The following is a 13,727-nucleotide window of genomic DNA, read 5'->3' on the forward strand; positions in this document are numbered from 1 at the left end:
GGCTCAATGCGAATCGGGCAGAACCTCTTCATCGACGGGGTTTCCGTCGCAGGATTCGCAAACGGGAGACGACCCATGTTCAAGCAGCTGACCCTCGCCGGCGTGGCCCTCGTGATGGGTGCGAGCGCCGTGGTGCCGACCACCGCCGACGCCCAGCGCTATCGCGGCGGCTACGACCGCTATTACGACAACGGCCGCGGCTATCGCGACTACGACCGTCGTTACGACAACCGCCGCTACAACTACAACCGTCGCTGCAACGGCGGCACCACCGGCACGATCGTCGGGGCGATCGCGGGCGGCCTGCTGGGCCGGGCGATCGACACGCGCGGCGACCGCACGCTCGGCACGGTGCTCGGCGGCGTCGGCGGCGCGGTGGCGGGCAACGCGATCGAGAAGTCGAACAATCCGCGGTACTGCCGCTGACGGCCGCAGGCGGCGGGGCGACCCGCCGCCGATGCGCATAGCGCAGCGGTCGGCACGGCCGGCGCGTCGGCAAAGCCGAATCCGTCCGAAGCCTGTCCTGAGCGCCTGCCTTGGCAGGCAGTCGAAGGGCGGCGGCTTCGCCGTCGCGCCACCCGATCCTTCAAGCAGTTTTGGTTCCCTCGCGTAGCGTATGAGGGCGCGCGCCGGTCGATCCGAAAGGAACGGCCGGCGCGTTGTATTCAGCGCCGCTCCAGCAGCAGCGACTGCACCGCGCGGCCGAAATAGCCGTGCCGGTCCGCCAGCCGCGTCATCGCCACTCCCTGCCCGTCCGCCCCGGCCCAGGTCTCCGCATCGGAGAAGATCCACTCGCCCTCGGGCAGCCTCGCGAAGCTGACCGTCAGGTCGGCGTTCAGGAACGTCCACTCGGCGAAGGGCAGCACCGGCGCGATCCCGTTGGAGAAGTCCGCCACCGCCATCGCGCGCATCGCCGGCGACGTGTCCGCGCCGGCGACGGTCGCACGATGCTGCCGGAACCAAGCCTGGCCCGGCCCCAGCTCGCCGAACCCGCCGCGCAGCCGCCGCACGTCGAAGTTCGCGCCGAAGTTCACGGCATCGCGCGTCAGCCCGCGGAAGCCCGCGTCGGGCGCGACCTCCTCCGGCGCGGAGGCGACCGGCGGCATCGCCACGCCGCCCGGCAGCGGCTGATCCACCGTGCGGACGCGCAGCACCGTCGCGCGCGTCACCTCGCTGCCCTCGTGCAACAGGCGCACCTGCACCAACTGGATCTTGCGCCCTTGGCGCAGCACCTCGGCCTCGACGTGGATCGGGCCGACCGGCACCGGCCGCAGCAGCTCCACCGTCACCCGCGCCACGCGCATCGGCGCCAGCGTCGGCACCGCCTCCGCCGCGTGCACCGCCAGCGCGGACGGCGCGCCGCCGTGCTGGAGCCGGGGGTGCCACGGCCCCGCCGCGAAAGCGGTGGCGCGATAGGCGGCGCCCTCGCGAGTGAAGATCGCATCGTCGGTCATGCGCGCGAGGCTAGAGGGAAGAGCGCGGGTTCGACAAGCTCGGCGCGAGTGGAAGGGGGGACCGCCACCTCTGGGGTGAGCGAAGTCGGAGCCCGGTTCTTCCTCGGCGGGCCACGCCGCGGGCGAAGCCCGCGTCGTCGGACGGGTTCGGCTGACGCCGACCCGCCGGCCGTGCCGGACGCTGCGCCGCCGGCGCACCGGCCCGCGGCGCGCGGGCCTGCGCCCGTCAGTACATATGCTGCCCGCCGTTGATGCTCAGCGTCGATCCGGTCACGAACCCGCCCTCCTCGGAGCACAGGAAGGCGACGCCGCGCGCGATCTCGCTCGCCTGGCCCAGGCGGCCGACCGGGATCTTCGCCACGATCTTCTCCAGCACATCGGCGGGGACGGCGGCGACCATGTCGGTGTCGATATAGCCGGGCGCGATCGCGTTCACCGTCACGCCGGCGCGCGCGCCTTCCTGCGCCAGCGCCTTGGTGAAGCCGTGGATGCCGCTCTTCGCCGCGGCATAGTTCACCTGCCCGTATTGCCCCGCCTGGCCGTTGATCGAGCCGATGTTGACGATGCGCCCCCACTTCTTCTCGCGCATCCCGGGGAACACCGCCTTGGCCATGTTGAAACAGCCGCCCAGGTTGGTGTCCATGACCTCCTTCCACATCTGGTAGGTCATCTTCAGGATCGTGCCGTCGCGGGTGATGCCGGCGTTGTTCACCAGCACGTCGACCGGCCCCAGCGCCGCGGCGACCTCCGCCACACCCGCCTGGCAGGCGTCGTAGTCGGCCACATCCCACTTGAACGCCGCGATGCCGGTCCGCGCGGTGAAGTCGCGCGCGCGCTCGTCGTTGCCGGCGTAGTTCGCCGCGACAGTCATGCCGGCGTCCTTCAGCGCGACGCTGATCGCCTCACCGATGCCGCGCGTGCCGCCGGTGACGATCGCTACCCGTGCCATGCAAACTCCTCTCCCTTGCTCTGCGGCAAGGCTAGGCAGGCGCGACCCACCCCGCAAGTTCCCGCGCCAGTAAGCCACGCAACATCACAATCCCGGCGGGGGTGTCGTTGAGGCAGGGCAGGTAGGCGAAATGCGTGCCGCCCGCCGCCTCGAAGCTCTCCCGCCCCCGGATGCTGAGCTCCTCCAGCGTTTCCAGGCAATCGGCGGAGAAGCCCGGCGCCACGATCGCCACCTTGCGCGCGCCGGTGGCGGGCAGCGCCTCCAGCACCTTGTCGGTGGCGGGCTCCAGCCACTTGGCGCGGCCGAAGCGGCTCTGGAAGGTGACGGTCAGCTCGCGCCCCAGCGCCTCGGACAGCAGCCGCGCGGTCTTGCGGCAGTGGCAGTGGTACGGATCGCCCAGCTCCAGCGTGCGCTGCGGCATTCCGTGGAAGCTGGCGAGGATCGCGTCCGGCGCGAAATCCAGCTGCTGCAGCTGTGCGCGCACGTTGGTCGCCAGCGCGTCGATATAGGCCGGATCGTCGTGATAGGGCGGCAAGGTGCGCAGCGCCGGCTGCCACCGCATTCCCGCCAGCGCGGCGAACGCCTTGTCGTTGGCGGTCGCGGTCGTCGCGGCGCAATATTGCGGATAGAGCGGAGCGAACAGGATGCGCTCGCACCCCGCGTCCTTCAGCGCGCGCAGCCGGTCGACAATGGCGGGGCGGCCGTAGCGCATGGCATAATCGACCGTCACGTCCGGGCCGAACGCGTCCTTCAGCGCCAGCGCCTGCCGCCGCGTGATCGCGGCCAGCGGCGATCCGTCCTCGGTCCACACCTGCCGATAGGCGTGCGCCGACTTCTTCGGCCGCGTCGTCAGCACCGCACCGCGCAGGATCGGCTGCCAGACCAGCCGCGGGATCTCCACCACGCGGGGGTCGGACAGGAACTCGGCCAGGTAGCGGCGCACGCTGGCGGCGTCGGCGGCGTCGGGCGTGCCCAGGTTGACGAGCAGCACGCCGACGCGCGGGGCCGGGATTGTGGGGTGGTCGGAAGGGTTCATCGCGCGCTCAACGGCAGCGTGCGCACCCGCGTTCCGGTCGCCGCGCGCAATGCGTTCGCGACCGCCGGGGCGACCGCCACCACGCCCAGGTCGCCGACGCCGCCGGGATCGGCTGTGGAAGGGATCAGCTCCACCGTCACCTCGGGCGCGGTGGCGAGCGTCGGTAGCCGGACGGCGGACATCAACCGCGTCGTCGCCAGCCCTTCGGCGTATCCGGTGGTGCAGCCCGTCGCCAGCGCCGCGCCGAACACCAGCCCGCCCTCAACCTGCTGGCGCACTCCGTCAGGATTGATCGCGCGGCCGCAGTCCACCGCCGCGACCAGCCGGTCGATCGCGACGCGCCCGTCCTCGCCCTGGTGCACCTCGGCCAGGACGGCGATGCAGCTGCCCGCCATCGTGTGGCAGGCGATGCCCTGTCCGCTGCCCACCATGCCGCCCTCCCATCCGCCCAGCGCCGACACCGTGGACAGGCACCGCGCCATGCGCGCGTCGCCGCCCAGCATTCCGATGCGGTAGGACACGGGCTCGCTCTGCGCGACATGCGCCAGCTCGTCGACGAAGCATTCGGTGAAGAAGGCGGTGTAGCCATGCGCCCCGCCGCGCAGGTGGCCGATTGCCAGCGGCAGGTCGGCCGGGTGGTGGTCGATCGCGATCGCGGGGATGCGATAGCCCGGCCGTGCGCCCGCCACCGCATGGCCGTCCGCGCCGTCGGGCAGCGCGCGCGCCACCCGCGCGAGCGGATCGTGCGCCAGCAGCCGCGCCGCCAGCGCGCGGCCGCTGGCCGGGGCGGCGATGGCGGCGTGCCAGCCGAGGATCTGCCCGTTGGGCGCCAGCCGCGCGGTCATCCGCGCCCGCGCCGGCGCGCGCACCGGCTGGTGCATCAGCGCCTCGCCGCGCGACCAGGTCAGCTGCACCGGCCGGCGCAGCCGCTGCGCCAGGATCGCGGCCTGGCGCGCGACGGCTGGTTCCAGCGCCGCGCCGAAGCCTCCGCCGACCAGCATCGGGTGGACGATCACCTGCGTGGTCGACAGCCCGGCCGCCTCCGCCGCGGCGGCCTGCGCGATGCCGGGCGCCTCGGTCGCGATCCACAGCTCCAGGCGTCCGTCCTCGTACTGCGCCGTCGCCGCGGGCGTCTCGATGGCGGCGTGGAGCGCGGGCGCCACCGCGTACTCGGCGCGAATCAGCCGCGCCCCTCGGAATGCGGCGCCCACGTCGCCCTCGCTCGCCGCTCGCCAGCCCTCACCCGCCAGCGCCGCCTCCAGCGCTGCGTCGGGGTCGGCGGGCAGGGGGCCGTCGGTCGCGAAGCGGGGCGCCAGCGCGGCGAGCCCGCGATTGGCCGCCCACCAATTGTTCGCCACCGCCGCCACCCAGTGTGCGGTCTCGACCACGGAAACCATGCCGCGCACCCGCTCGGCGGCGCGCTTGTCGCACGACAGCAGCCGCGACGCGGGCGTCGGTCCCTGCCGGATGCTGGCGAAGACCATGTCGGGCAGGCGGATGTCCGCGGTGAAGTTGGCGCTGCCGTCCACCTTGGCGGGGACGTCGATGCGCGGCAGCGACCGGCCGGTCAGCCGTCCCTCGTCGCCGATGCGCAGCGGCAGCTCGTCGGGCAGCGTCTCCGCCGCCGCCGCCTCCGCCAGCTCGCCGAAGCGCAGTCGCCGCCCGCCCATTGTGACGAAGCCGTCGGCGGTGTCGCAGGCCTGCCAGTCCGCGTCCCATCGCGCGGCGGCGGCCTTGCACAGCAGCACGCGTGCCGCCGCCCCCGCCTCGCGCAGCGGCGCCTCGAACCGGCGCACGCCCGTGGAGGCGGCGGTCAGCATCAGCGCGGATCGTGTCCAATGCTCCTCGCGCACGCCTTCGGGCACGCGGTCGAACGCCCCGGCGAACAGCGCGTCGGCGGCCAGCGGATTGGCGTAGAGCGGGCTGACCGGCGCCGCCTCGACGCCCACCGTGCGCCAGTCCGCGCCCAGCTCGTCCGCCACGATCTGCGCCAGCGCGGTAGTGATGCCCTGCCCGGTCTCTGCCTGCGGCACCGCCACGATCACCTGCCCGTCGCGCGCGATCTTCAGGAAGGGGCCGAACACCGTTTCCCCCGGCGCGGCGGGCAGGGTCGCCCGATACGCCCGCGGCCACGCCGCCCAGGCGACGACCAGCCCCACGCCGACGCCGCCGGAGATCAGCAGATTGCGCCGGGTGATCGCCATGGTGGTGGGGTTAGCCCGTAGGGGAGGGAAGGGGAAGGTTCACGCGAAGACGCGAAGACGCGAAGAAAGACGAAGGCTTGTTCACGCGGAGGCGCGGAGACGCGGAGAGTTGCGCGCGCTGCTCCGTCCCGAGCCGCCGGCGGCGGCTCCCTCCAGACTATGCGAGGGTGAGGCCGCTTCGCGGGAGCGCGCGCGGTGCGACGACATCCTCCGCGTCTCCGCGCCTCCGCGTGAACCAACCTTCTTCGCGCCTTCCCGTCTTTGCGTGAACTCAACCCGCCTCCGCCGCCCAAACCGCGCGAAAATCGCGCCGCAACGACACCTTGTCGATCTTCTCCGTCCCCAGTCGCGGCAGCGGGTCCGTCGAGATCCAGACGCGCTGCGGTACCTTGAATGCGGCGATGTGCGCGGAGAGGAACGCGACCAGGTCCTCCGCCTCCACCGCGCCCGCCGAGCGCAGGTGGACGACCGCACCCGGCACTTCGCCGTAGCGCTCGTCGGGCAGGCCGAAGACGCACGCCTCCGCGACCTCCGGATGCTCGTACAGCGCCGCCTCCACCTCCTGGCAGCTGATGTTCTCGCCGCCGCGGATGATGATGTCCTTCTTGCGGTCGACGATGAAGAGGTACCCGTCCTCGTCGAGGTAGCCGATGTCCCCGGTGCGGAAATAGCCGTCGTCGGTGAAGCACGCCGCTGTCGCCTGCGGATTGCCCCAATATTCCTCGAAACACGCCGCCGACCGGATCGACACCTCGCCGCGTTCCCCCTGCGCCAGCGCGCGCCCGGCGTCGTCCAGGATGGCGAGGTCGACCAGCGGCAGCGACGGGCGCCCGGCGGAATTGGGCTTGGCCAGGTAATTGCCGCGCCAGTTGCCCGTGCCGACGCCGTTCGTCTCCGTCAGGCCGTAGCCGATCAGCGGCGCGCCCTCCATCTCCGCGTCGATCCGCTTCACGTGCTCCACCGGGCGCGGCGCGCCGCCCGCGGCGATGTCGGTGACGGTCGACAGGTCGTATTTGGCGCGGTCCGGATGCGTCAGCATCTCGAAGCTCATCAGCGGCACGCCGACGAAATAGGTGACGCGCTCCTGCTGGATCAGCCGCATCGCCTCCACCGCGTCCCACTTGGGCATCAGCACCAGCTTGCGCCCGATGGCGAAGCTCTGCAGCATCACCGGCACCTCGGCCGTGACGTGGAACAGGGGCACGTTCAGCAGTGTCGCCGGTTGCAGGTCGCTCGTCGCGCCATCCTGCGTCGCGATGCCCAGCATCATCATCGCGCTGGCGAGATAGTTGAAAACGCCCTGCATCACCTGGAAGTGCGTCGACAGCGCGCCCTTCGACTGGCCGGTCGAGCCGCTGGTGAACAGGATCGTGGCATGGTCCGCGCCGGTCAGTTCGGGCAGCGCCACGTCGTCGCTCGCGCGCAGCAGCGGCGCCAGCGCGACGTCCAGCGGCTTCAGGTCGTCGAATTCCACCACGCGCCACGTCGCGCCGGCGATCTCGGCCAGCCGGCGCGCGCGCGGCGGATCGGCAAAGACGAGGGAGACGTCCACGTCGCGCAGCGAGGCTTCCAGCTCCTCCTTCTGCCACCACCCGTTCAGCAGCGTGGCGACCCCGCCCGCGATCAGCACGCCCATGTAGAGGACGATCCAGCTCGCCGAGTTGCGCGCCGCGATGCCGATCCGGTCGCCCCGCTTCACGCCGTGCTCGGCGACCAGCGCGCGCGCCACCTTCACCGCGGCGGCGTGGACCGCGCCGTAGCGCAGCCGCTCCTCGCCCGCGATCAGGAACTCGGCCTCCGCGTGCTGGGCGGCGAAATGCGCGAAATAGGCGGCCAGCGTCGGCGGCGCAGCGGCGATACAGGGGAGTTGCTGTCCGAACCGTTCCACCCGGCCGAGCGGCAGGGCCCCGCCCTCGCCGGTCATGGCGGCCATCACCGCGTCCATCCGCCCGTCCAGCTCCGTCCGCATCCGTCTCTCCGCTTGGGTTTGTCCCTTGCACCCCTTATGCAGGCGCGGTTCGAGAGGGAAAAGCCTTGATCCTACCCATGTTCGCCAGTGCCGCCGGGATCGCCCCCGCCGTGGCCGGCCCGGTCGCCACCGCCGGCCATGTCCGCTTCGCCGATCTCGGCCTGCATCCCGACGTCTTCTCCATCGGCGCCTTCACGCTGCGCTGGTACAGCCTGGCCTATATCGCGGGCATCGTCGTCGGCTGGTGGTACCTCCTGAAGCTGCTGGCGCAGCCGGGCGCGCCGATGGCGCGGCGGCACGCCGACGATCTGGTCTTCTACGCCACGCTCGGCATCATCCTGGGCGGGCGGATCGGCTATGTCCTGTTCTACGCGCCGCGGATGCTGCTGGAGCCGCTCTCCGTCTTCCGGCTGTGGGACGGCGGGATGAGCTTCCACGGCGGGGTGATCGGCACCTCGCTCGGCCTCATCTGGTTCGCGCGGGTGCACAAGCTCGACTGGCTGCGCATCCACGACTACGTCGCCTGCGCGGTGCCCTTCGGCCTGTTCTTCGGCCGCCTCGCCAATTTCGTGAACGGGGAATTGTGGGGGAAGCCGAGCGACGTGCCCTGGGCGATCGTCTTCGACCGCACCGTGCCCGTCGGCATGGCCGAGCCCGCGCGCCACCCGAGCCAATTGTACGAGGCCGGGCTGGAGGGCATCGCGCTGTTCGCGCTGCTCGCCTTCTTCTTCTGGCGCACGCGCGCGCGCTACAATCCGGGGATGCTGGTCGGCATCTTCCTCGCCGGCTACGGCGTCGCGCGCTTCACCGTGGAATTCTTCCGCGAGCCCGACCAGCAATTGCGCGAGTTCGCCGCGGCGACGGGCCTCCACATGGGCCAGTGGCTGTGCGTGCCGATGATCGCCGGGGGCGCCTTCCTGATCGCGACCGCTAAGGCGCGCCGCCGCCGCGTCGAGCCGATCGCCGGGACGCAGAGCGTCGCGTAGCCGCGGCTACACACCGGCACAGCCAAGGAGAAGAACCGATGACGAACCGCATCCGCCTGTCGGGCGTCGCGCTGAGTGTCGCGCTGGGCCTCGGGCTGGCCGGCGCTGCATCCCCCGCCTTGGCGCAGGACGGGGGCGCGGCGCTCGACCGCTTGCTGGCGTGCGACGCAGAGGCGGACGCCGGCGCGCGCCTCGCCTGCTTCGACGAGCGGGCAGCGCAGGTCCGGCGGATGCGGCAATCCGCGGTAAGGGCGCTGGAGCCGCGCGCCGCCAGGCCGGCGCGCCCCGCCTTCTCCGCCGTGGATTCGACAGTGCGGGCTGTCGACATCCTGCGCAACGGCTACTGGCGCGTGACGCTGGCGGACGGGTCGGTTTGGCAGAACAGCCAGCCGTCGGAAGTGGCGCCCCAGCAGGGCAGTACAATGTCGATCCGCAAGGGAGCGCTCGGCGGGCTACGCGCCACATCGGGCGCGCTCAGCGGTGTCGCCGTTCGACCCGCGTCTTGAGCGGCGGTGCCCTGTCGGCGGGGCGCGGTTGCCGTGCGGTGCCCGGCCCGGCATGAGCATCACGTGACCGATCCCGCGACCGACCCGGCCGAACCGCTGCTGGCGGAGCGGCTCGCCCGCGCGATCACGCTGGGCGGGCCGATCCCGGTCAGCCAGTTCATGGGCGCCGCCAACGCCCATTACTATGCCACGCGTGACCCGCTGGGCGCCGCGGGCGACTTCACCACCGCGCCCGAGATCTCGCAGATGTTCGGCGAGCTGATCGGCGCCTGGGCCGCGGACCTGTGGACTCGCGCCGGGCGCCCGGCGGTCGCCTGGGTGGAACTCGGGCCGGGGCGCGGCACGCTCGGCGCCGACGCGCTGCGGGTGATGGCGCGCGCGGGGCTCACGCCCCCGGTCCACCTGGTCGAGACAAGCCCGACGCTGCGCCGCGCCCAGACCGAGCGGATGCCAGGCGCCACCTTCCACGATTCGCCCGAGACGCTGCCCGCCGACGTGCCGCTCCTCGTCGTCGCCAACGAATTCTTCGACGCGCTGCCGATCCGCCAGCTCGTCCGCCGCGGCGCCACGTGGCACGAGCGGCTGGTCGCCTGCCAGGACACGCTGTTCCTGCCCGTGGCGGGGAAGGAGGTGCCGCGCACCATCATCCCCGCGCACCTCGCCGACGCGCCGCCGGGATCGATCATCGAGACTTCGCCCGCCGGCGTCGCGGTGATGGCCGGCCTCGCCGCGCGCGTCACGGCGCAGGGCGGCGCCGTGCTGGCGATCGACTATGGCTACGAAGGACCCGCGGTCGGCGACACGCTCCAGGCGGTCCGCGCGCATGCCTTCGCCAACCCGTTCGAGGCGCCGGGCGAGCAGGATCTGACCGCGCACGTCGATTTCGCCACGCTGGCGCTGGTGGCGCGCGCGTCCGGCGCGGCGGTGGCGGGGCCGGTGGGGCAGGGCGCGTTCCTGACGGCGCTGGGGATCGACGCGCGCGCCGCGGCGCTGGGCGACCGGGTGGCGCCCGACCGCGCGCGACTGGTGGAGGAGATGGGAGAATTGTTCAAGGTGCTGTCGATCCGCCACGCCGACTGGCCCGAGCCGGTGGGCTTCGCATGACCACGCCCGCGTATCGCGACGCGCGCGGCGGGGACGCCGCGGCGGTGGCGGCGCTCGCCCGCCGCACGTTCACCGACACCTTCGGCCATCTCTACGCTCCCGCGGACCTGGCGCTGTTCCTCGACCGCCACACGGCGGATGCGTGGGCGGCGGAGATCTCCGATCCCGCCTATGCGGTGCGGCTGGTCGAGGCGGACGGCGCGATCGTCGCCTATGCCAAGCTCGGCCCGCCGTCGCTGCCCTTCACGCCGGAGCACGGCGCGGTGGAGCTGCGGCAATTGTACGTCCTCTCCGCCTTCCACGGCGGCGGCGTCGCGCAGGCGCTGATGGACTGGACGATCGCCACGGCCCGAGCGCGCGGCGCCGCGGCGCTCTACCTCTCCGTCTTCATCGACAACCACCGCGCCCGGCGCTTCTACGCGCGCTACGGGTTCGAGGAGGTCGGCCCCTACACCTTCATGGTCGGCACGCACGAGGACGAGGACATCGTCATGAGACTGGCACTATGACGGACGCCGGCGGCGTGGAGGTGAACCGCGCCCGGCTGCTCGCCGGGGTGCCGCACGGCTTCCTGGGCCGGCGCGGCGGCGTCTCCACCGGGGTGACGGCTGGGCTGGACCTCGGCCGCCGCGGGCAGGCGGACATCTCCGACGAACTGGCGGAGAATCGCCGCCGCGCGGTGGCGGCGGTGGCGCCGGGGCGTGCGCTCGCGACGCTCTACCAGGTCCATTCCGCCGAGTGCGTAACCGTGGCCGCGCCGCTGGACGACGCGGCCCGTCCCCATGCCGACGCGATGGCGACCGACCGGCCCGGGATCGTCCTCGGCATTCTGACCGCCGACTGCGCGCCGGTGCTGCTCGCCGACGCCGCCGCCGGCGTGGTCGGCGCGGCGCACGCGGGGTGGAAAGGCGCGATCGGCGGCGTCACCGACGCGACCGTCGCGGCGATGGAAGCGCTGGGCGCCGAGCGCGGGCGCATCGTCGCCGCGGTGGGCCCATGCATCGCGCGCGCCAGCTACGAGGTGGACGATGCATTTCGCCGCCGGTTCGAGGAGGCGGACGCGGAGAACGAGCGCTTCTTCGCCGATGCCGGCCGCGCCGGCCACGCGCGGTTCGACCTGGAAGGCTATGTCGCCCACCGCCTCGCCGCGGCGGGCGTGGGGAAGGTGGAGACGCTCGGGCTCGACACCTACGCGGACGACCACCGCTTCTACAGCTTTCGCCGTGCGACCCACCGGGGCGAGGCGGATTACGGCCGGCAGGTGTCGCTCATCGCGCTAAGTGATTGATCCGCATCACAATAGGAACATCGTCCGGTGCGGCCCGTTGCCCGGCCGATGCCCCTGTCCGATGCCGCCGGCTATCCCGTCTGGGCCAATGCGCTCATCTTCCTCGCCGCGGCGGCGGTTGTGTGGATCAGCGGCGGCCGGCTGACCCGCCATCTCGACGCGATCGCGGCGAAGACGGGGATGGAGCAGGTGTTCGTCGGCATGCTGCTGCTGGGCGGCATCACCTCGCTGCCGGAGGTGGCGAACACGGTGACGGCCTCGTCGATCGGCAATCCGGCGCTGGCGGTGAACAACCTGCTCGGCTCGGCCGCGATCAACGTGCTGCTTCTGGCGGTGGTGGACGGCTTCGTCGGGCGCGCGGCGGTGACGTCGATCGTGGCGCGGCCGTCGACGATGATGATGGCCGCGCTGTGCATGATCGTGCTGATCCTGATCGCCGCCATCATTACCGTCGGCGACGTCATGATTCCGGGCATCGGCGTCGGCGTCGGGAGCCTGGCGGTGGGGGCGGCGGCGATCTTCTCGTTCTGGCTTGCCGCGGGCCACGACCGCCGCTCGCCGTGGAGCGTGGACGAGGACGGGGACGGCCGGCCCGACGCGGAGGAGGCGGAAGGGCAGGTGGAACCCGACCTGACGCTCGCCGGCCTGTGGTGGCGCGTCGCGCTGGACGGCGCGCTGATCTTCGCCGCGGGCTACGCGCTGTCGCAGACCGGCGACGCCATCGCGACGCAGGCGGGACTGACCAGCGCCATCGTCGGCTTCGCGCTGATCGGCGCGGCCACCTCGCTGCCCGAGCTGGTGACGATCGTCGCCGCGCTGAAGCTCGGCCGCCCGGAAATGGCGTTCGGCCAGGTACTGGGCACCAATTTCGTCAACCTGGCGCTGCTGCCGCTGGGCGACGCGGTGTTCCGCGGGCCGCCGCTGATGGAGACGCTGGGTTCGTTCGAGACCGTGTCGGCCCTCCTCGGCGCGACGCTGATCGGCGTGTTCATGGTGGGCCTGCTGGAACATCGCGACCGCACCATCTGGAAGATGGGCGTCGATTCGGCGGTGGTGATCCTGATCTTCGCCGCGGGCAGCGCGGTGCTGGCGATGATCTAGCCTAGCCGACGGCGACGATCTCGATCGCGTCCTCGCGCCCGTTGAAGGGCAGTGTCTCCCCCGCCTCAGCGCCCATCATCGCGCGCGCGAGCGGGGCGGAGAAGGCGAGGAGGCCTGCCGCCGGCTCCGCCTCGTCGTCGCCGACCAGCGTCACGGTCCGCTCCTTGCCCGCCAGCACGAGGGTGACGCGGCTGCCGAAGCCGACCACGCCGTCGCCGCGCGGCGCCGTCTCGATCGCGGTGGCACGACGCGTGTGCCAGTAGCGCAGCTCGCGCCGCAGCGGCTTGGCCGCCTCCGCGTCCGCCGCGGCCGCCACTTGCGCCTCCAGCGCGTCCACCTTCGCCGCGATCAGCGCCAGCCCGCGCCCGGTGACCAGGTTGGGCCCGGGCGGGATCGGCAGCTCGAAGACGGGTTCGAGATGCTCCTCGTCGCTTTCCCGCCGGAACGCGACGCTCATCCCAGCTTCCCGAACTCGCGCTCGAACGCGTCGCGCTCGCCCGCCGCCAGCAGCCGCGCCTGCTCGCGCCAGCGGTCGCGCTCCATCCGGCCCTGGAACGGCGCCAGCCGTGCGTCCAGTGCCGCCGCCTCCGCGTCGGACAGCGCGGCGAGCTGGTCGACGGTGACGATGCCTTCCTCGGACAGGCGCGTCGCGATCTTCGGGCCCAGTCCCTTCAGCCGCGTGACCGGCTCCGCCGCCGGCGCGCCGTCGGTCGCCGCTGGTGCGGCTTCCGCCGCTGGCGAGGCGTCGAGCGGCGCGGCGGCGGCGATCGGTTCGTCCGCCAGCGGCTCCGGATCGCGCACCGGGGTGGGCGGGACCGGCTCGACGGATTCGACAGGGGCGGGCGCCACCGGTGCCGGGGCCGGCGCGGTGTCGGTTCCGGTGGTGGCTTCGACCCCGTCCGCCTCCAGCGCCTCGATCCGCGCCTGCTCCTCCTTTTCCGCCTCCACGCGCTGCCGCTTGTTGCGGGCGCCCACGATCATGCCGATCACCGTCAGCACCGCCAGGATCGCGGCGAGCCCGAGAGCGATCGCGACGAGCAGGCCGTCCTGGGAGAACGGCTCCATCGACCAGCTAGCGCTATTCATCATGTGTCCTTTTCACGCCGCTGCAACGCGCGAGTCCGATGGCG

The 13,727-nt window shown here is 72.5% G+C and carries 14 protein-coding genes; 7 read left to right on the plus strand and 7 right to left on the minus strand.

Annotated features, from left to right (window positions below):
* Positions 1-75: 75 nt before the first annotated feature.
* Entirely contained in the window at positions 76-426 is a 351-nt protein-coding gene (locus tag HBH26_RS08760) for a glycine zipper 2TM domain-containing protein (RefSeq protein ID WP_168134202.1), read from the plus strand.
* 239 nt (positions 427-665) lie between these two features.
* On the opposite strand, the gene HBH26_RS08765 is transcribed toward HBH26_RS08760, so the two are convergent.
* The 5 genes from HBH26_RS08765 to HBH26_RS08785 form a co-directional block, all read right to left on the minus strand.
* Positions 666-1,454, minus strand: coding sequence for a thioesterase family protein (locus tag HBH26_RS08765; RefSeq protein WP_168134203.1), 789 nt, complete (start codon positions 1,452-1,454; stop codon positions 666-668).
* A gap of 226 nt (positions 1,455-1,680) precedes the next feature.
* Positions 1,681-2,403, minus strand: a complete 723-nt coding sequence (gene phbB / locus HBH26_RS08770; RefSeq protein ID WP_168134204.1) for an acetoacetyl-CoA reductase — start codon at positions 2,401-2,403, stop codon at positions 1,681-1,683.
* Positions 2,404-2,434: 31 nt separating this feature from the next.
* Positions 2,435-3,439: a ferrochelatase gene (gene hemH, locus HBH26_RS08775; protein ID WP_168134205.1), complete on the minus strand. Its 1,005-nt coding sequence runs from the start codon at positions 3,437-3,439 to the stop codon at positions 2,435-2,437.
* The gene (locus HBH26_RS08780) at positions 3,436-5,643 is read right to left on the minus strand and encodes a molybdopterin cofactor-binding domain-containing protein (protein ID WP_168134206.1); all 2,208 of its coding nucleotides are present in this window, start codon (positions 5,641-5,643) and stop codon (positions 3,436-3,438) included. Before HBH26_RS08780 ends, hemH begins: the two co-directional genes overlap by 4 nt.
* Positions 5,644-5,914: 271 nt before the next feature.
* Positions 5,915-7,612 carry a class I adenylate-forming enzyme family protein gene (locus HBH26_RS08785; protein ID WP_168134207.1) on the minus strand — a complete coding sequence of 566 codons (1,698 nt, stop codon included), beginning with the start codon at positions 7,610-7,612 and terminating at the stop codon, positions 5,915-5,917.
* A gap of 77 nt (positions 7,613-7,689) precedes the next feature.
* On the opposite strand from HBH26_RS08785, the gene lgt reads away from it, so the two are divergent.
* The 6 genes from lgt (at position 7,690) to HBH26_RS08815 (ending at position 12,597) form a co-directional block, all read left to right on the plus strand.
* Positions 7,690-8,598 (plus strand): prolipoprotein diacylglyceryl transferase, encoded by a 909-nt coding sequence (lgt, locus tag HBH26_RS08790; RefSeq protein WP_168134275.1) that lies wholly within the window; start codon positions 7,690-7,692, stop codon positions 8,596-8,598.
* A 38-nt stretch (positions 8,599-8,636) separates the two neighbouring features.
* Positions 8,637-9,104: a hypothetical protein gene (locus tag HBH26_RS08795; protein WP_168134208.1), complete on the plus strand. Its 468-nt coding sequence runs from the start codon at positions 8,637-8,639 to the stop codon at positions 9,102-9,104.
* Positions 9,105-9,167: 63 nt separating this feature from the next.
* Positions 9,168-10,208, plus strand: a complete 1,041-nt coding sequence (locus HBH26_RS08800) for a class I SAM-dependent methyltransferase (RefSeq protein WP_420824984.1) — start codon at positions 9,168-9,170, stop codon at positions 10,206-10,208.
* Positions 10,205-10,717, plus strand: coding sequence for a GNAT family N-acetyltransferase (locus HBH26_RS08805; protein WP_168134209.1), 513 nt, complete (start codon positions 10,205-10,207; stop codon positions 10,715-10,717). Before HBH26_RS08800 ends, HBH26_RS08805 begins: the two co-directional genes overlap by 4 nt.
* Entirely contained in the window at positions 10,714-11,496 is a 783-nt protein-coding gene (pgeF, locus tag HBH26_RS08810) for a peptidoglycan editing factor PgeF (protein ID WP_168134210.1), read from the plus strand. The genes HBH26_RS08805 and pgeF overlap by 4 nt, the downstream gene beginning before the upstream one ends.
* 48 nt (positions 11,497-11,544) lie before the next feature.
* Entirely contained in the window at positions 11,545-12,597 is a 1,053-nt protein-coding gene (locus HBH26_RS08815) for a sodium:calcium antiporter (protein ID WP_168134211.1), read from the plus strand.
* Position 12,598: 1 nt separating this feature from the next.
* Here the strand turns inward: HBH26_RS08815 and HBH26_RS08820 are convergent, their stop codons facing one another.
* Together HBH26_RS08820 and HBH26_RS08825 are read right to left on the minus strand one after the other, a co-directional pair.
* Complete coding sequence (locus HBH26_RS08820; RefSeq protein WP_168134212.1) at positions 12,599-13,054, minus strand: GreA/GreB family elongation factor; 456 nt, start codon at positions 13,052-13,054, stop codon at positions 12,599-12,601.
* Complete coding sequence (locus HBH26_RS08825) at positions 13,051-13,686, minus strand: hypothetical protein (protein WP_168134213.1); 636 nt, start codon at positions 13,684-13,686, stop codon at positions 13,051-13,053. Before HBH26_RS08825 ends, HBH26_RS08820 begins: the two co-directional genes overlap by 4 nt.
* Between the last annotated feature and the right edge of the window lie 41 nt (positions 13,687-13,727).

This window comes from Sphingomonas corticis, assembly GCF_012035195.1.
GTDB lineage: Bacteria > Pseudomonadota > Alphaproteobacteria > Sphingomonadales > Sphingomonadaceae > Sphingomonas > Sphingomonas corticis.